Raw genomic sequence first — 17,558 nt, forward strand, 5'->3', positions numbered from 1 at the left:
GGGCCGCCCGGTATCCAGAACCTCCCCCGGCCATCCGCCCGGGCGGCCCTCATCCACGTGCCACGTACACAAGGAGACCCGCCTTGATACGCCCCGCCGCAGGAGTGCTCGCCGCCGCCCTGGCCGTGACGCTCCTGCCCGCCCTCCCGGCAGCGGCCGCCGCGCCGCCCGCCCCGCCCTCGGACGCGAAGCTGGCCGCCGAGCCCGCACGCCACGACCTGACCCGGGAGCAGTTCTACTTCGTCCTCCCGGACCGGTTCGCGAACGGCGATCCGCGCAACGACACCGGCGGCCTGACCGGCACCCGGCTCGAGACCGGGCTGGACCCGACGGACAAGGGCTTCTACCAGGGCGGCGACCTCAAGGGCCTGACCGACCGGCTCGACTACATCAAGGGGCTCGGCACCACCGCCATCTGGATGGCGCCGATCTTCAAGAACCAGCCGGTGCAGGGCAAGGGGGCCGATGTCTCCGCCGGGTACCACGGGTACTGGATCACCGACTTCACGCAGGTCGACCCGCACTTCGGCACCAACGCCGACCTGGAGAGGCTGATCGACAAGGCGCACGCGAAGGGGATGAAGGTCTTCTTCGACGTCATCACCAACCACACCGCCGACGTCGTCGACTACCGGGAGCAGTCGTACTCGTACCTGTCGAAGGGGGCCTTCCCCTACCTGACCAAGGGCGGGGTGCCTTTCGAGGACGCCGACTACGCGGCCGGGAAGAAGAAGTTCCCGCAGGTCGACGCCGAGTCCTTCCCGCGGACCCCGTTCGTGCCCGATGCGAAGAAGGGCCTGAAGGCTCCCGCCTGGCTCAACGACCCGACGATGTACCACAACCGGGGCGATTCCACCTTCGCCGGGGAATCCTCCGACCAGGGTGACTTCTTCGGCCTCGACGACCTGTGGACCGAGCGCCCCGAGGTCGTCACCGGTATGGAGAAGATCTACGAGAAGTGGGTCAAGGACTTCGCGATCGACGGCTTCCGCATCGACACGGTCAAGCACGTCAACACCGAGTTCTGGACGCAGTGGGCCACCGCCCTCGACAAGTACGCCGCCCAGCGCGGCCGGAAGAACTTCTTCATGTTCGGCGAGGTCTACTCCGCCGACACCGCCGTCACCTCCCCGTACGTGACGCGCGGGCGCCTCGACGCCACCCTCGACTTCCCCCTCCAGGACGCGATCCGGGCGTACGCCTCCCAGGGCGCGGCGGCCGCGCGGCTGGGCTCCGTACTGGGTGACGACTACCGGTACACCACGGACAAGGCGAACGCGTACGAGCAGGTCACCTTCCTCGGCAACCACGACATGGGCCGCTTCGGGAGCTTCCTGAAGCAGGACCGGCCGGGGGCGGGGGAGCAGGAGCTGCTGGACCGGTACCGGCTCGCCAACGAGCTGATGTTCTTCTCCCGGGGCAACCCGGTGGTGTACTCCGGCGACGAGCAGGGCTTCACGGGCGCCGGTGGTGACAAGGACGCGCGGCAGCCGCTGTTCGCCACGAAGGTCGCCGACTACCTGGACGACGACCAGCTCGGAACGGCGCGCACCCACGCCGGCGATGCCTACGATCCGGCCCATCCGCTGTACCGCCAGATCGCCGCGCTGTCCCAGCTGACCAAGGCCCACCCGGCTCTGCGGGACGGCGTCCAGACCGAGCGGCTCGCCCGCGACTCCGTCTACGCGTTCACGCGCACCGACGCGCGCTCCAAGGCCGAGTACGCGGTCGCGGTGAACAACGCCCCCGAGCCGGTCACCGTCGACATGCCGGTCGGCAGCGCGGTGGGTACCGAGTTCAAGGCCCTGTACGGGGGTTCGGGTTCGTCACGGGTCACGCCCGCCGGCGTCCGTGTGGTCGTCCCGGCCCTCGGATCCGTCGTACTGCGTGCAGGCGTGCCCCTCACCCAGCCCGCCACGGCTCCCGGCATCACCCTCAAGGCCCCGGCGGCAGCCACCGGTACCGTCGAGCTCTCCGCCGACGTCACCGGCGGCGGCCTGAACCGGGTCGTCTTCGCCGCCCAGACCGGCACCGGCAAGTGGCAGGTCCTCGGATCCGCCGACCACGCCCCGTACAAGGTCACCCAGCACATCACGGCCCCGGCCGGCACCCCGCTGCGCTACAAGGCCGTCGTCGTCGACGCCTCCGGCCGTACCGCGAGCGCCCTCGCCGAGTCCGTCGCCGGCCAGGTGCCGCCCGTGGAGCCCCCGACCGCCACCCAGCGCGACTACGCCGTCGTCCACTACAACCGCCCCGACGGCGACTACACCGACTGGCGGCTCTATGCCTGGGGCGATCTCGCCGACGGCGAAGCCACCCCCTGGCCCGCCGGCCACGGCTTCACCGGCCGCGACGCATACGGCGCCTTCGCCTACGTCAGGCTCAAGCCCGGTGCCTCCTCCGTCGGCTACCTCGTCATCGACAAGGACGGCAACAAGGACGTCGCCGCCGACCGCACCCTCGACGTGACGAAGACCGGCGAGGTCTGGCTCGAGCAGGGCAAGGAAGCCGCCCGCACCGACCGCCCCGCCTACCCGCCGCAGGACCAGAACAAGGCCGTCCTCCACTACCGGCGCGCCGACGGCGCCCACGACGGCTGGGGCCTGCACGTCTGGACCGGCGCCGCCACCCCGACCGACTGGTCCCAGCCGCTGATGCCCGCCCGCACCGACTCCTACGGCGCGGTGTACGAGGTCCCGCTCGCGGCCGGGGCGACCAGCCTCAGCTACATCCTCCACAAGGGCGACGAGAAGGACCTCCCCTCCGACCAGTCCCTGGACCTGAAGGCCACCGGCCACGAGGTCTGGATGCTGGGCGGCCGGGCCCCGTACCTCCTCCCGCAGCCCGCCGGCTCCTCCGCCGCCCTGGACCTCACCAAGGCCCAGGCCGTCTGGATCGACCGCGACACCCTCGCCTGGAACGCCCCCGCGGCCGCCGCCTCCGTCCAGCTCCTCGCCTCCCGCGAAGGCAAGATCACCGCGGAGAACGGCGTCCTGCACGCGGACGGCGCGCAGTGGCTGCGCCTTGCCAAGGCCGAGCTCACCGCCGCCCAGAAGCAGAAGTTCCCGCACCTTTCCGCGTACCAGGCGTTCACCGTCGACCCCCGCGACCGGGACCGCGTACGGGAGGCCCTGCGTGGCCAGCTCGTCGCGAGCGCCCGCGCCGCGAACGGCGCCGTCCTGGCCGCGACCGGCGTGCAGCTCGCCGGCGTACTCGACGACCTGTACGCGAACACGGCCGCGCTCGGCCCCGTCTTCAAGGACGGCCGCCCCACGCTCTCCGTCTGGGCCCCCACCGCCCAGCAGGTCGCCCTCGAGCTCGACGGCCGCACCGTCGCCATGCACCGCGACGACACCACCGGCGTCTGGTCGGTGCGCGGCGAGCGCGGCTGGACCGGCAAGCCGTACCGCTACGCCGTGACCGTGTGGGCCCCGAGCACCCGCCAGGTGGTCCGCAACCTGGTCACCGACCCGTACTCCACCGCCCTGACCACCGATTCCGTGTACAGCCTGGCCGTCGACCTGGCCGACCCGAAGCTGGCCCCGCCCGGCTGGGGCGCACTGCGCAAGCCCGCGCCCGTCCCCTTCACCTCGGCCCAGATCCAGGAGCTGCACATCCGCGACTTCTCGGTCGCGGACCGTACGAGCACGCACCCCGGCCAGTACCTGGCCTTCACCGACACCGCCTCGGCGGGCATGCAGCACCTGCGCTCCCTGGCCGCGTCCGGCACCTCGTACGTCCACCTCCTGCCCGCCTTCGACATCGGGACCATCCCGGAGAAGGCCTCCGACCGCACCGAACCCGCCTGCGACCTGAAGGTGTACGCGCCGGACTCGCCGGAGCAGCAGGCCTGCGTGGCCGCCACGGCCGCGAAGGACGCGTACAACTGGGGCTACGACCCGCTGCACTACACCGTGCCGGAGGGCTCGTACGCGAGTGACCCCAACGGCACGGCCCGCACGGTCGAGTTCCGCAGGATGGTCCAGTCGCTGAACGGGGCCGGCCTGCGCACGGTGATGGACGTGGTCTACAACCACACCGTGGCGTCCGGCCAGTCCGACAAGTCGGTGCTGGACCGCATCGTGCCCGGGTACTACCAGCGGCTGCTGGCGGACGGCTCGGTCGCCAACTCCACCTGCTGCGCCAACACGGCCCCCGAGAACGCGATGATGGGCCGCCTCGTCGTGGACTCCCTCGTCACCTGGGCCAAGGAGTACAAGGTCGACGGCTTCCGCTTCGACCTGATGGGCCACCACCCGAAGGCGAACATCCTGGCCGTCCGCCAGGCCCTCGACGCGCTCACGCCCGCCAAGGACGGCGTCGACGGAAAGAAGATCATCCTCTACGGGGAGGGCTGGAACTTCGGCGAGGTCGCGGACGACGCCCGCTTCGTCCAGGCCACGCAGAAGAACATGGCCGGCACCGGCATCGCCACCTTCTCGGACCGTTCGCGCGACGCGGTCCGCGGCGGCGGCCCCTTCGACGAGGACCCGCGCGTCCAGGGCTTCGCCTCCGGCCTGTTCACGGCCCCGAACGACGCACCCGCGAACGGCACCGCGGACCAGCAGCGGGCCCGGCTCCTGCACGCCCAGGACCTGATCAAGGTCGGGCTGTCCGGCAACCTCGCCTCGTACGCCTTCACGGACACCACAGGCCGGCGCACCAAGGGCTCCGAGGTGGACTACAACGGCTCCCCGGCCGGCTACGCGGCGGCCCCGGGCGACGCCCTCGCCTACGCGGACGCCCACGACAACGAGACCCTGGCCGACGCCCTGACGTACAAGCTCCCGGACGGCACCTCCACCGCCGACCAGGCCCGCATGCAGGTCCTGGCGATGGCAGTCGGCACCCTCTCGCAGGGCCCGTCGCTGTCCCAGGCGGGCACGGACCTGCTCCGTTCGAAGTCCCTGGACCGCAACTCGTACGACAGCGGCGACTGGTTCAACGCCGTCCACTGGGACTGCCGCGACGGCAACGGATTCGGCCGAGGGCTGCCGCCGGCCGCCGACAACGGCTCCAAGTGGCTGTACGCGAAGCCCCTGCTGGCAGGTCGTTCCGCACCCGCCTGCGCCGACATCACCGGAGCCTCGGCGGCCTACCGCGACCTGCTGCGGATCCGTACGACGGAACCGGCCTTCGCCCTCACCACGCCCGAGGCGGTCCAGGCCGCGCTGGCCTTCCCGCTCTCCGGCAAGGACGAGACCCCGGGGGTGATCACCATGACCCTCGGCGACCTGGTGGTGGTCTTCAACGCCACGCCCACCGCCCAGGCCCAGCGCATCCCGGCCCTCGCGGGCACCGCCTACGCCCTGCACCCGGTCCAGGCGGCCGGATCCGACCCCGCGGTCAAGCAGGCGGCGTACGACGCACGGACAGGAGAGTTCACGACCCCGCCCCGCACCGTGTCGGTCTTCACACGACGGTGAGCTGATCGAGCCTCTTCTCGAGCAGGATCACCCCGTACACCTTGCCGTCCTTGCCCTCCTTGTGGGGGAACTCCCCGACCACCCGGTAGCCCGCACCCCGGTAGTACGCGAGCAGCCGGGGGTTGGTGGAGACGCAGTCCAGCCGCGCCCGCGGCAACCCCGACCCGGCGATCCGGCGCTCGGCATGTTCGAGCAGCCGGCGCCCGGCGCCCGCGGGCGCGGTTTCGCGATCCACCATCAGCCGGTGCACGTAGCCGGCGACCGGCGGCTGCACGCCCCAGGCCTCCTCGTCGGACCACCACAGCTCGTACGCGCCGACGATCCGTCCGTCGCTGTCCCCGGCGAGCCACACCTCGCCCTCGCGCATCTTCGCCAGGAAGTGCGCGGCGTCCTTGTCCCCGGGCTTCCACTGGTCGATCCCGTGCTTGCGCATCCATCGGGCGGCCTGGTCGTACAGGGCCACCAGCGTGGCGGCGTCCTTCTCCACGGCGCGCCGGAACAAGATCCCGTCATCAATGATCACGCGGGTATTATCACGCGGATGATCACCGGGGGCGGGCCGGCGGGGGCCGGTCAGCGGGGGCCGGGCACCCCGGCCTCCACCGTTGCGGGGACGAGCCCCCCGAGCCGCCCGACCAGCTCGCCGAAGGGCCCGTCGGACGGTTCGCCGGCGAGGATCCGGCCGAGGATCCCGGCCATCTCCGCGTCGTACGCGGCACTTACGGCGGCCAGCGCGGCGAAGTCGTGCACGAGCTGCAGCTCCAGCTCGGCCCGCGGGATCTTCCGCCCCTCCAGCCAGATCAGTGCGGTGGACTCCGCGAGCGACACCCAGGACCGCACCACGAGCTCCAGGCGCGCGGGCGGCTTCTCGATGCCGATGTGCGTGACGATCTGCTCGTACGCGGCCTGGCGGACCTCGTCGATCATCGCGTTGGTCCGGTTGCTCCCGACCGCCGGACCGCCGCGCATCAGCGCCGAGAACCCGGGCCCGTGGTCGTCGACGAACGCGAAGAACCGGCCCATGACACGCAGCAGCCGTGCCCCGAGCGGACCCTCCTGCGGCTCGACGAACCGCTGCGCGAGCTCATCGGCGGCCCGCCGCAGCGCGGCCTCGTACAGGCTCAACTTGCCCGGAAAATAGTGGTAGACGAGCGGCCGGGATATCCCCGCGGCCGCCGCGATCTCGTCGATCGACACGTCGTCGGGCGACCGGTGGCTGAACAGCTCCAGGGCCACCCCGATCAGCTGCTGCCGCCGCTCCTCGACACCCATCCTGCGCCGCGTCCCGGTAGTCATGCGGACACCCTACTGGGCCCGCAGCGGGGCTCAGAGATCCAGGACCAGGCGGTCGTCCTTGGCGCGGGAGACGCACAGGAGCATCGAGTCCTCGCGTTCCCGGTCCGTGAGGAGGGTGTCGCGGTGGTCGACCTCGCCTGCGAGGACGCGGTGTTGGCAGGTGCCGCAGAAGCCCTGTTCGCAGGAGTACGGGGTGGTGGGGAGTTCCCGGCGGACCGCCGTCAGGGTGGACTCGTCCGCCGCCACCTCGATCGTGCGGCCCGAGCGGTGGAGTTCGACCGTGAAGGGGTGGCAGGCGCCCGCCGTGGCGGCGGTTGCCGTGAAGCGTTCCACATGGACCGGGGTTCCGGGCGCGGCTGCAGCTTCGACCGCCTTCATCAACGGGTCCGGGCCGCAGCAGTAGATCAGGGTGCCGGGGGCCGTTGCGTTGAGCGGGGTGAGGTCGGGGTGGCCCGCCTCGTCCTGCGGCGTGATCGTGACCCGGGGGCCGTACGGGGCCAGTTCGGCGATGAACGGCATGGAGGAGCGCGAGCGGCCGCCGTAGATCAGGGTCCAGTCCGCGCCCGCCGCCTCGGCCGCGCGCAGCATCGGGAGGACGGGCGTGATGCCGATCCCGCCCGCGATGAAGACGTACGAGGCGGACGGCTCCAGTGCGAAGCGGTTGCGGGGCGGGCGTACGGCCAGTTCCGCGCCCTCCACCAGCTGGGCGTGCGCCTCGCGGGAGCCGCCGCGGCCGTCCTCGATCAGGCGGATCGCGATCGTGTAGCGGCCCGCGTCCGCCGGGTCGCCGCAGAGGCTGTACTGGCGGATCAGGCCCGAGGGAAGCCGTACGTCCACGTGCGCGCCCGGGGTCCACGGCGGGAACTCCGTGGATTCGAGGGTCAGGGCCATGACCCCGTCGGCCGGCTCCGTACGGGACACGATCAGCGCGGGCAGCCAACGCCGCGGGGAGTGGCCCGAGACCGGGGTCTCCAGCGCCGGGAGGGGCCACAGGGGGGAGCGGGCGATGCGCCCCCGCAGGGCGCGGCGGGTCAGCAGGGCCGCGCCCGCCAGCGCCGCCACCTTCAGGGCGCGGCTCATGCGGTGGCACCGCCGTTCGCGCCGGGGGAGGAGGCCAGGTAGGCCACGGCCTGGGCCGTCGAGCCCTCCTGGGACGGGTGGTACGTACGGGAGAGGTACGTCGGGATCGACTTGAGCATGGCTCCCGTCGAAGGCAGCGTGCCCTGCCGGCCCGCGCGGAAGAACTGGCCGAGCGAGGCCTTGGCGCCGGGCAGCTCCGGGTCGTTCTCCATGAAGAAGCGGGCGCCCCGCTGCCACAGGAAGACGAGGGCCGTGAACGCGGTGGCCCAGGTCCGGGCCCGCCGGCGGTAGCCGCCGTCCACGTGCATGAAGAGGTCGAAGGCCACCGAGCGGTGCTCCACCTCCTCCGCGCCGTGCCAGCGCAGCAGGTCCAGCATCATCGGGTCCGCGCCCCTGCGGTCCAGTTCTTCGGCGTTGAGCACCCAGTTCCCGAGGAACGCCGTGTAGTGCTCGATCGCCGCGATCATCGCGACCCGCTCCATGAGCCACCAGTGCCGGGCTTTGCCCGGGGGCAGCGTCCGGTCGCCCAGCAGCTTCTCGAAGAGCCAGTCCACCTGCGCCGTGTACGGGGTCGGGTCCAGTCCGAGCCGCTTCAGGTGGGGGAGCACGTCGTCGTGCGCGGCGGCGTGCATGGCCTCCTGGCCGATGAACCCGACGACGTCCGCGCGCAGTTGCTCGTCCTTGATGTAGGGGAGCACCTGCTTGTAGACGTGTACGAACCAGCGCTCGCCCGCGGGCAGCAGCAGGTGCAGCACGTTGATGGTGTGCGTGGCGAACGGGTCGCCGGGCAGCCAGTGGAGCGGGGTGTCCTCCCAGCCGAAGGACACGTTCCGCGCCTTGAGCTCTATGTGTTCCGACGCCACGGGGGCGGGCGCGAGCGGCGTATTAGACATGGCGTCAATGTACTGAGGGGTAGGACGGAGGAAAACCCCTCTGCGCCCACCACTTCACGCAGGAGTCCCCCGGGCGCGCACCGCGCCCGGGGGACTCAGGTCTGCCGTCCGGCTCGTCCGGCTAGCGCTCGGCGTGGCCGCTCGCGAGGGCCCACTCGCGGTTGAGCGAGCCCAGCGGGATCTTGCGCTCGAAGAGCGGCGTGCCGAACAGGGAGAGCTGCAGGTGCAGGTTCCCGCTCAGATCGAAGCCGCCGTACAGCGCCCAGGCACCGCTGAGGGAGGTCTTGCCGTCGCTGGACGCGCTCGCCTTGGCGTCGGCCTCGCCGCGCAGGTAGGGGGCGAAGTCCGCGCTGACGCCGACGGCCCCGTACAGGCCGACGGAGGCCTCGGCGCCGAGCGCGCCCTTGACCTTGCCGGTGGCGGCGACGGTCGCCGTGACCGGGGTGCTCTTCACGTGCGACTCGCTGATCGGCGTCCAGCCCTTGCCCAGCGCGTAGCTGCCGCCGACCTTGAAGTCGCCCTTGACGTCCTGCTGGACGTCGAGGGTCACGCGGCCGTCGGCCTCCACCTGGACGTAGCAGGTCAGGTCGAGGTTGACGACGACCGGCACCGGGCCCACCTGGATGACCGGAGCGCTGTGCAGCTTGGCGAAGGGGATCCGCTTGGGCGCCCCGGTGCTCGCGGCGGCGCGGCCCTGGAGCTTCCACTGCGAGGACCATTCGCCGCTCATGCCGAGGGTGGCTCCGCGCGGGCCGGAGCCGCCGCTCGCGCCGCCGTCGTACGAGAACTCCACCTGGGGGGCGAGCTGGACGAAGCCGGACACCGAGGCTCCGGCCGAGGCGGGGGCGTCCGGGGCGGTGTCGACGGCGGCGTTCACGTCGAGGCGGAGGTTGCCGAGCGGCAGCTTGGCACTCTGGGGGCCGAACTTCACGCCCGGGCCCTTGGCCCAGGAGAAGGTGACGCCCTTCATCAGGGGTTCGACGGTGACCGCCGACGGGTCGACGGGGACCTTGCCGTCGGCCTTGTCGTCGTTCAGGACGGCGGCCAGCGTCGTGGAGGCGGTCTTGACCTCGGTGCCGCTGTCGGTCTTCCCGACGACCTCGGTGACCTTGGCGAGCAGGCCGTTGGGGGCGCCGGGCGCCGGCGCACTGGCGATGACGTCACCCACGGCGACGGGCTTGTCGGCTGTCGGGGAGGGCGAGGAGGAGGGCGAGGAGGAGGGGGAGGCGGACTTCGTCGGCTTCGGTGCGGGCCCCTGCGGGGCCTTGGCTATGACGGCCCGTCCGCTCGCCTGGTCGTACGAGGCGACCTTCAGCGAGGACTGCTCCGTCTTCCCCTTTCCGTCGGCGCGGGCCACGGCCGCCGGGGTCGGCGTCCCCTGCGGCGCCGCGGCCACGTCGAGCTGCTGCGACGTGCCGTCGCCCGCGGGCGCGAGGGTGGCGGGGGCGGCCGCGTCGGCGGCGCCGGTGTGTGGTGTCGAGGAGCAGCCGGTGGCGGTGAGCGCCAGGGTGGTCAGGCCGGGGAGGAGGAGCCGTCGGGCGAGCGTGCGCACGTGGGTGAACCTTCAGTACGTGAGGGGGGTGTTGGCGGGTTACCCCGAGGTAACCGGAATCCGATCATGCCATGCGCGCGCTGCGGCCGTCATGTCCGGATCCCGCCAACTCCCCGTCTCTTCTTGACGGTTGAAGATTCACCCACCCTGCGGTGCGGCTACCGGAGCACCCCCGCCTTCGTACCGTCCGTGAGCTTGCCCGCCAGCTCCACCTGCGCGCCCGCCGGCGCCTTCACCGCCAGCCGGTTGCCGTTCGCAGCCCCGCTCACCCCGTTGCCGGACACCGACAGCGACGCGAACTGCGCACTGCCCGCCGCCAGCACGTACCACTGGCCCGCCTTCGACTTCCACAGCACGCCCGCCAGCACCCGCGGCTCCCGCGGCCCGCACGCCGGCGAGCCCTCCGCCTTCGCCGCCTGCGCGGCCAGCGGGGCGCCCGGGGTCAGGAACTGGGCCTGCACCCGGTCCTCCGTACCCGCCCAGGTCTCCGCCCGTGTGCACAGCCACGTCGCCGTGCCGTCGCCCTCGGGCAGCGGCTGCTTAGCGTACGTCCACGCGTTGACGCTGCGGACGCCGTGCGAGCGGACCGACGGCAGCAGGCACGCGATCCGCGACCAGTCGCCGAGCTCCGCACCCTCCGCCACATCGCGCTCCGCACCCGGCGCGCCCGAGGTCAGCCGGGCCGGCGTCAGCTCGCCGAGGTCGGTGACCAGCCGGGTGGAGCCGTTGCCGGTCAGCGCCAGGGCGTTCCATCCGGTGCAGTTGCCGGACGGCGCGGGGCTCGCCACCGGCGGGGTGATCCCGTCCTGGCTCAGCTTCAGCGCCGCCGGGGCGTCACCGGGCTTCAGCAGGTCCCGCAGCCCCGCGCCGGTGACCCACGGCGCGGTCAGGTAGCGGACGTTGCCGTCGACCCGGCTCAGTACGAGCGCGGAAGAGTTCTCCGCCGACGTGCCGTCGGTCCGGGCGAAGTCGAGGGCGGCGACCGAGGTCCCGGTGCGCGGCTCGGCGTACCGGACCACGCGCAGGCCGTCGTACAGCAGGACCACGACCGCCTGGTCGACGGTGCCCGCGAACAGCAGCTGCGGCGGGCCCATCGGCGGTCCGGGCGGCGTGCCGGGGGTGCCCGAGGCGACCACCGTCGGGCCCGGCCGGGCCCAGACGGCCAGCGCGCGGCGCAGCAGCTCGGAGTCGTCTGCGCGGTCGCCGCGCGCGGGCCAGGTGGAGAAGCCCGTACGGGAGGACGTACGCCAGAGCGAGGGCGCGACCCGGACCAGCTTGCCCGGATCCAGGGCCTGTTCCGCAGCCGCGTTGCGTGCGTACGGCGGAGCCGCCGCCCCGTCCGCACCCCAGCCGCCGCCGGGCAGCGCCAGCAGCGCCCCGCACACGGCGAGGGCGGCCGCGGCGGCCAGAGAGGCCCGGGCGAACCGGCGCCGGCGCAGCAGGTCGGTGGGCCGCGCCTGGAGCACGCACGGATCGAACTCGGGGGAGGCGAACAGGGCGTCGTTGGCCGGATCCCCCGATTCCGCGACCGCGGCAGCGGGGTTCGCGACCCCGGCCTCGGTCAGCACCCGGAGCACCTCGGACTCCGGCAGCCGCTCGAGGGCGCGCAGCACGCAGGCCGCCCGGCCCGGCCCGTCGAGGGTGGCCAGCCACTGGTCCAGCGCCAGCTCCTCGGCCCCGCCCGAGCGCGGGAACAGCCGCAGCCCCCACACCTGGGGGAGCAGCGGAGGCAGCTGCGCCCGCCGGGGCAGCGCCCGGAAGGTCAGCGGAATCCCGGCCTCCAGGGCGGCGCGCAGCACCCGCAGACGGACGTACGCGTACCCGGACTCGGCGCCCGCGGTCCCGCGCTGGCCCGGCACCCCGCCCTGCACCGCGGCTGCTGAGGCGGCCTCCGCACCGGCGCCGCGCCGCCCGCGCGGCAGGGCGCGCTGGGCCAGCGAATGGGCGGTGAGCACCCGCCGGTTGCGGCCGAGGGCGGGCGGCAGCACCAGATAGGCGAGCCGCACCAGCCGCGGGTAGTGCTCGACGATGGCGGCCTCGGCCAGCTCGACGTCGGGCGGTACGGGAGACGGGGGGCGGGTGGCGGTATCCGGCGCAGTCACGTTCAGCAGAACGAGCGAATCGTCGGATGGTCACCCGTCCCCAGGTCACACGTTCGGGTCGAATACCGGCCGCGGGAGGGGGCGGGGCGGGCCCGGATCAGGCCACGAGGCGGGCGCGGAGCGCCTCGACCGTCTCGTCGGGGACGCCGAGACCCTCGCGCACGTACTTCTCCATCGAGCCGTACCGCGTGTTCACCTCGTCGAGCGCGGCTTCCAGGTACGAGGGGAACACGCCGATCAGGCCCAGCGCGATGTCCGGGTTGCCGCCGGCGATGGTGAAGCCCTCGATCAGCGGAGCGAAGGCCTGCTTGACCGCCGGATTGACGGAGAGGTATTCGGCCATCAGGGTCTCGTCGTCCGCGCCGAGCAGCGACAGGACGACGGTCGCGCCCCAGCCCGTACGGTCCTTGCCGGCCGTGCAGTGGAACAGCAGCGGGCCCGCCTCCGGGTCCGCGAGCTCGGTGAGCAGGGTCCGGTACGCGGCCTGCGCGGAAGCGGTGTTCACGAAGGACCGGTAGGTGTCGGCGAACAGCTTCTGCACCCTGCCGCCGCCCAGGTGCTCCTCCGCCACCGCCGGGTCCGACAGCAGGTCCTTGAGCTGCGTGGCGGCCGGCATCTTGCCGGAGCGCAGCTTGTCGGCGAGGACGTCGCTGATCAGGAGGCGGACGCCCGCCGGTATCCGGTCCGGGTGGTCGGCGCGCTCGGGGTCGGTGCGGAAGTCGATGACCGTACGCAGGCCCAGCGCGGCCACGACCGGGTCGGCGTCGACGTCGAGCCGGTCGAGCTGGCCGGAGCGCAGGGCCAGCCCGGGGCGGACGGTGCGCCCGCCGGACAGGGGGGTACCGCCGAGGTCGCGCAGGTTGGCGACGGTGGTGGAGGGGGTGGTCGTGGTCATCGTGGCGGCTCCAGCGGTGTGCAGGCGGTGCGAGCGGTGCAGAGGGTGGCGCGGGGTGGTGCGGGTGGTGCGGAGGGTGGGTGGGGGGTGGTGCGGGTCATGCCGATCGTGCGGATGGTCCGTGTTCACCCGATTTTCGGATGTTTTGTCCCGGATAGGTAATCGAGCGCGAGCGAGACCCCGACCCCGATCCCCAGCGCCGCGAGGTGCCCGGCGTCCGTGAAGGTCCGGTCCCGCTTCAGCACCGGCGCCGCGGCGAGCGCCAGCAGTCCCACCCGGGCGGCCGTACGGACCGGCCCGCGCGGCAGTGCGGAGGTCAGTGCGCCGAGCACGGCGTTGAACCCGTAGCTGGTCCCCACGTCCACGGCCCGCCGGGTCGGCGGATCGGCCGTCCGGTGCAGGGCGCCGTAGACGAGGAGGGTCGCCGTGGCGTGCCCGAACGCGAACACCGCGGCCGTCCACCAGGCCCCGTACGCGTACTCCGCGTACCCGAGGACCGCGACGAGCAGCAGCGCGTACGGCAGCGGCATCGGTTCCTCGACGACGAAGGCACTGCTCAGCAGGGTCTCCCAGCGGCCGGCGGCGAGGTTGTCGACATTCGTCGAGCAGCCCCGCAGCACCCGGTCCCGCTCCGCCGCCCCCAGCCGGTCCAGTGCGTGCGCGCCGAGTTGGACCCCGCCCGCGTACACCACGCCGAGGGTCGGCGGCGGCCATGGCAGTGAATTCATCCGATCATGATCGGATACGACCCCGGGGCTGGCGGAACCGGGTCCCGTGCGAGCATGTTCCAGCCATGCCAGTGATCCCCGCGCCGATGCGCACCGCACGGGCCGCGATGTTCGCGGCGGTGTGCACCGCATTGGGCGCTGTGGGGCATTCGTGCATGTCCGGCACGGATATCCCGCTGTTGGGCCTTCTGGGTGCTTTCGGGGTGACCGGGGGGCTCGCACGGCTCGCAGCCGGTCGCCGCCGCGGACCCGTCGGGATCAGTGCGGCGCTGCTCGCCGTCCAGGGCGTACTGCACCTGGTCTTCTCCGGCAGCCAGGCGGGACCCGGCGGCCACGCCGGTCACACCGGGAAGTCCCTGCCCCTGTCCCTGCCCGAGCCGATGCCCGGGCACCACCACCTGGCGGGCACGGCGCTGCCGGAGACGGCGGCCGGCGCCGCCGGTACGGGCGGCACGGACGGCATGGCCGGGATGGCGGACATGAGCGGGATGGCGGGCATGGCCGACATGGCCGGGCACGGCGGCCTCGGCATGATCGCCGCGCACGTGCTCGCCGGGCTGTTCTGTGCCGCCTGGCTGGCGTGGGGCGAGGCCGCCGTGTTCCGGCTGGCCTCGGTCCTCGGCTCCGCCGCGCTGCTGGCGGCCCGGCCGCTCGCCCGTGCGGTCGCCCTGATCCGGGCCCGCGTGGCCCCCGCACCGCCGCGGCCCGCCGCGCGCCCCTCGTACGAACCCCTGCGCAGGCTGCGCGGAGCCGTGCCCGCGCACGCCCTGGTGCGCCGGGGCCCGCCCGGGTGGCGAGACACCCGCGCCACGGCCCCCGGCCGTCCTGCCTGCGCCTGACCGGCGCACCTCCTTCATCGGCGAGGTGGCGGGACCCGGGGCCGGTTCACCCGAGTCTTCGCCCACAGGGCCAACACCTAGGACCCACATGTCCCTTGAAGAGGTTCAGGACGTCCGCATCCCGGACTCCGACACGCCTGACACACCTGACGCGCCCGTCACACCCGACGCGTCCTCGAAGCCCGGCACCTGGGCGGCGCTGCGGCCGCTGCTCCTGCGCATGCACTTCTACGCGGGGATCCTCATAGCCCCGCTGATCTTCCTCGCCGCCGCCACCGGCCTGCTGTACGCCGCCTCCTGGCAGGCCGAGAAGATCATCTACTCCGACGAACTGACCGTCACCGAGGTCCGCGACAGCACGGTGCCGCTCAGCGCCCAGGTCACGGCCGCCCGGGCGACCGTCCCCGAGGGCAAGGTCGTGGGCGTGTGGCCCGCGCCCGACGCCGAGGCGACCACCCGCGTGATCATGCAGGTTCCGGGCCTCGGGGAGGGCCAGACCAGGACCGTTTTCGTGGATCCGTATACGGCCCACGTCAACGGACAGCTGATCACCGAGGGCGACGCGCTGCCGCTGCGCGCGTGGCTCAGCGAGTTCCACTCGAGCCTCCAGCTGGGCGAGTTCGGCCGTAACTACAGCGAGCTCGCCGCGAGCTGGCTGTGGGTCGTCGCACTCGGCGGACTCGCCCTGTGGATCGGCCGCCGCCGGTCCCGCAAGGCCCTGCTCGTCCTGCCCGACCGCGCCGCCACCGGCCGCCGCAAGACCCTCTCCTGGCACGGGGCCGTCGGCCTCTGGGCCGTCGCCGGGCTCGTCGCGCTGTCCGCCACCGGCCTGACCTGGTCGAAGTACGCGGGCGAGAACATCGGGCAGCTCCAGGACGGCCTCGGCGGCGCCACCCCGTCCGTGTCCGCGGCCCTCGCGCCCGGTTCGGGCTCCGGCGAGGGCTCCGGCTCCGGCTCGGGCGAGCACGCCGGGCACGGCACGACCGACGGCACGCAGACGCCCCGGACGCCGGCCGCCGCGGACATCGGCATCGACAAGGCCGTGGCCGCCGCCCGCGCCGCCGGGGTCACCGAGGAACTCCGCATCACCCTGCCCGCCAAGGGCAACGGCTACGTGATCAAGGAGCAGGACAAGCAGCTGCCGGTCCACCTGGACTCCGTCGCCGTGGACCCCGCCGACGGCCGGATCATGGACGAGCTCCGCTTCGCCGACTACCCCGTCCTCGCGCAGCTGACGCGCTTCGGGATCGACCTGCACATGGGGAGGACCTTCGGCCTCGCCAACCAGATCGCGCTCGCCGCGCTCGCGGTCGCGGTGATGTTCCTGGTCTTCTGGGGCTACCGGATGTGGTGGCTGCGCCGGCCCACCAAGGACCGCACCCTCTCGGTCGGCCGCGCCCAGCCGCGCGGAGCCTGGCGCAAGGTGCCGCTGACCCTGCTGCTCCCGCTCGCCGCCGTGGTCGCGGTGGTCGGGTGGTTCGTACCGCTGCTCGGCATCAGCCTGGTCGCCTTCCTGGCAGTCGACGTGCTGCTGGGGCTGCTCGCGGCGCGCCGCGCCAAGGCGGCCACCGCGGTCTAGCCCGGACGGTCCGTCCCGATGCGCACGGTGGGCCCGTACTCCGCGAGGGAGTGCGGGCCCACCGCCGTGCGGGGCGCCGCGGCGCGGCGAAGCGGCACTCAGGGCGCGTACTTGTAGCCCACGCGGCGCACCGTCTGGATCGCGCTGCGGTGCGCCGCGCCCAGCTTGCGGCGCAGGCGGGCGACGTGGACGTCCACGGTCCGGCCGTCGCCGACGTGGCCGTAGCCCCAGACCGTGGTCACCAGCTGGTCCCGGCTGTGCACCCGGTGCGGGTGCGCCACCAGATGGGCCAGCAGCTCGAACTCCAGGTACGTCAGGTCGAGTACCCGGCCGTCGACCTCGGCGGTGCGCTGCGCCGCGTCGATGCGGACGAGCTCGTCCCCGGTGGTGGCCGGGACCGGCCGGGGAGCGGCCGGTGCGGGAACGGCCTGGGGGGCGAAGGCGATCGGCGGCTGCTGGTCCGCCGGTACGAGGACCAGGTATCCGACCATCGGCGGCTGGCCCGGCAGCGCCGGCAGGGTGTGCTGAGGCGCGGGCAGCCAGGTGGCGCCGGGCGGCAGGAGGTCGACCACGCGGGCGACCTCGTCACGGTCCACGGCGCGCAGCCGGTGGCGCGGACTGGGCGGATAGGCGAGGGGCGCGGTCGCAGCGGTCGCGGCGGAGGCGGCGGACGTCAGGGAACGGGTGTGAGACATGAGTGGTCAGCTCTTTCACGCGGAGTGGTCGGCAGGAGACGTGCGTACGTCATCGCGTTCCGCGCAGACCGAAGGCCTCGGGGAAGGTCCGGTGGGAGATCCCGGGAGGCTTTAGAGGGTCGGCGCGTTCTTCACGCGGCGACACACCCGGTCGAAATCGTGGTCCTGACGGGAGGGCCAGAACGGCTCGAGGTCGCTGCGACCGTTCGAGGTGTGCGAGTGGCTGGCCATGAGCTCATTGAAGCAGACGCAACGGGTGCGGGGCAGGCCCCGTCTCAGGTAGTGGAGCGGAATCTCAAATTCCGCGATCGTTCCTCGACTTGGCCTGGACAAGGGCGGACAAAACGTCACCTGGTGGCGCCGGTCCGGGCGTCCGTACCGGCGGCCCGTATCGAATGCTGGTCGGTTGTGTGGACGCACGACGCACGACGCCCGCCGGGCCACGGGGGCTCGGCGGGCGTCGCGCGTCGTGT

12 protein-coding genes are annotated in these 17,558 nt (G+C 73.0%); 3 read left to right on the top strand and 9 right to left on the bottom strand.

Annotation, left to right across the window (positions count from 1 at the left end):
- The first annotated feature begins 83 nt into the window (after positions 1-83).
- Positions 84-5,426 carry a pullulanase-type alpha-1,6-glucosidase gene (gene pulA, locus AB5J51_RS27870; protein WP_369778946.1) on the top strand — a complete coding sequence of 1,781 codons (5,343 nt, stop codon included), beginning with the start codon at positions 84-86 and terminating at the stop codon, positions 5,424-5,426.
- Here the strand turns inward: pulA and AB5J51_RS27875 are convergent.
- The 8 genes from AB5J51_RS27875 to AB5J51_RS27910 all read right to left on the bottom strand — a co-directional run bounded on the left by AB5J51_RS27875 (position 5,413) and on the right by AB5J51_RS27910 (position 13,972).
- The gene (locus tag AB5J51_RS27875) at positions 5,413-5,949 is read right to left on the bottom strand and encodes a GNAT family N-acetyltransferase (protein WP_053785097.1); all 537 of its coding nucleotides are present in this window, start codon (positions 5,947-5,949) and stop codon (positions 5,413-5,415) included. The two genes, pulA and AB5J51_RS27875, sit on opposite strands and share 14 nt — an antisense overlap.
- 50 nt (positions 5,950-5,999) lie before the next feature.
- Positions 6,000-6,722 carry a TetR/AcrR family transcriptional regulator gene (locus tag AB5J51_RS27880; RefSeq protein ID WP_053785098.1) on the bottom strand — a complete coding sequence of 241 codons (723 nt, stop codon included), beginning with the start codon at positions 6,720-6,722 and terminating at the stop codon, positions 6,000-6,002.
- A gap of 30 nt (positions 6,723-6,752) precedes the next feature.
- On the bottom strand, positions 6,753-7,802 hold the full coding sequence (locus AB5J51_RS27885) for a 2Fe-2S iron-sulfur cluster-binding protein (protein WP_369778947.1): 1,050 nt from the start codon (positions 7,800-7,802) through the stop codon (positions 6,753-6,755).
- Positions 7,799-8,695, bottom strand: a complete 897-nt coding sequence (locus AB5J51_RS27890; protein WP_369778948.1) for a metal-dependent hydrolase — start codon at positions 8,693-8,695, stop codon at positions 7,799-7,801. Before AB5J51_RS27890 ends, AB5J51_RS27885 begins: the two co-directional genes overlap by 4 nt.
- A 121-nt stretch (positions 8,696-8,816) precedes the next feature.
- Positions 8,817-10,247, bottom strand: a complete 1,431-nt coding sequence (locus AB5J51_RS27895; RefSeq protein ID WP_369778949.1) for a hypothetical protein — start codon at positions 10,245-10,247, stop codon at positions 8,817-8,819.
- A gap of 158 nt (positions 10,248-10,405) precedes the next feature.
- Positions 10,406-12,349: a hypothetical protein gene (locus AB5J51_RS27900; RefSeq protein WP_369778950.1), complete on the bottom strand. Its 1,944-nt coding sequence runs from the start codon at positions 12,347-12,349 to the stop codon at positions 10,406-10,408.
- Positions 12,350-12,446: 97 nt separating this feature from the next.
- Positions 12,447-13,244 carry a tyrosine-protein phosphatase gene (locus AB5J51_RS27905; protein ID WP_369778951.1) on the bottom strand — a complete coding sequence of 266 codons (798 nt, stop codon included), beginning with the start codon at positions 13,242-13,244 and terminating at the stop codon, positions 12,447-12,449.
- 125 nt (positions 13,245-13,369) lie between these two features.
- Complete coding sequence (locus AB5J51_RS27910; protein WP_136224548.1) at positions 13,370-13,972, bottom strand: rhomboid-like protein; 603 nt, start codon at positions 13,970-13,972, stop codon at positions 13,370-13,372.
- A 65-nt stretch (positions 13,973-14,037) separates the two neighbouring features.
- Here AB5J51_RS27910 and AB5J51_RS27915 point away from each other — a divergent pair, with 65 nt between their 5' ends.
- Both AB5J51_RS27915 and AB5J51_RS27920 read left to right on the top strand, forming a co-directional pair.
- Positions 14,038-14,811, top strand: coding sequence for a hypothetical protein (locus AB5J51_RS27915; protein ID WP_369778952.1), 774 nt, complete (start codon positions 14,038-14,040; stop codon positions 14,809-14,811).
- Between the two features lie 88 nt (positions 14,812-14,899).
- Positions 14,900-16,390 (top strand): PepSY domain-containing protein, encoded by a 1,491-nt coding sequence (locus AB5J51_RS27920; protein ID WP_136224549.1) that lies wholly within the window; start codon positions 14,900-14,902, stop codon positions 16,388-16,390.
- A 98-nt stretch (positions 16,391-16,488) separates the two neighbouring features.
- Here AB5J51_RS27920 and AB5J51_RS27925 read toward each other — a convergent pair whose 3' ends face one another.
- Complete coding sequence (locus AB5J51_RS27925) at positions 16,489-17,085, bottom strand: winged helix-turn-helix domain-containing protein (protein ID WP_053785106.1); 597 nt, start codon at positions 17,083-17,085, stop codon at positions 16,489-16,491.
- Positions 17,086-17,558 lie beyond the last annotated feature (473 nt).

The organism is Streptomyces sp. R33, from assembly GCF_041200175.1.
GTDB classification, from domain to species: domain Bacteria; phylum Actinomycetota; class Actinomycetes; order Streptomycetales; family Streptomycetaceae; genus Streptomyces; species Streptomyces katrae_B.

Bases quoted from the DNA above. Each gene is read 5' to 3' on its own strand.
- AB5J51_RS27880 (WP_053785098.1), bottom strand. From the start codon at position 6,722: ATGACTACCGGGACGCGGCGCAGGATGGGTGTCGAGGAGCGGCGGCAG.
- AB5J51_RS27885 (WP_369778947.1), bottom strand. From the start codon at position 7,802: ATGAGCCGCGCCCTGAAGGTGGCGGCGCTGGCGGGCGCGGCCCTGCTG.
- AB5J51_RS27890 (WP_369778948.1), bottom strand. From the start codon at position 8,695: ATGTCTAATACGCCGCTCGCGCCCGCCCCCGTGGCGTCGGAACACATA.
- AB5J51_RS27905 (WP_369778951.1), bottom strand. From the start codon at position 13,244: ATGACCACGACCACCCCCTCCACCACCGTCGCCAACCTGCGCGACCTC.
- AB5J51_RS27910 (WP_136224548.1), bottom strand. From the start codon at position 13,972: ATGAATTCACTGCCATGGCCGCCGCCGACCCTCGGCGTGGTGTACGCG.
- AB5J51_RS27915 (WP_369778952.1), top strand. From the start codon at position 14,038: ATGCCAGTGATCCCCGCGCCGATGCGCACCGCACGGGCCGCGATGTTC.
- AB5J51_RS27920 (WP_136224549.1), top strand. From the start codon at position 14,900: ATGTCCCTTGAAGAGGTTCAGGACGTCCGCATCCCGGACTCCGACACG.
- AB5J51_RS27925 (WP_053785106.1), bottom strand. From the start codon at position 17,085: ATGTCTCACACCCGTTCCCTGACGTCCGCCGCCTCCGCCGCGACCGCT.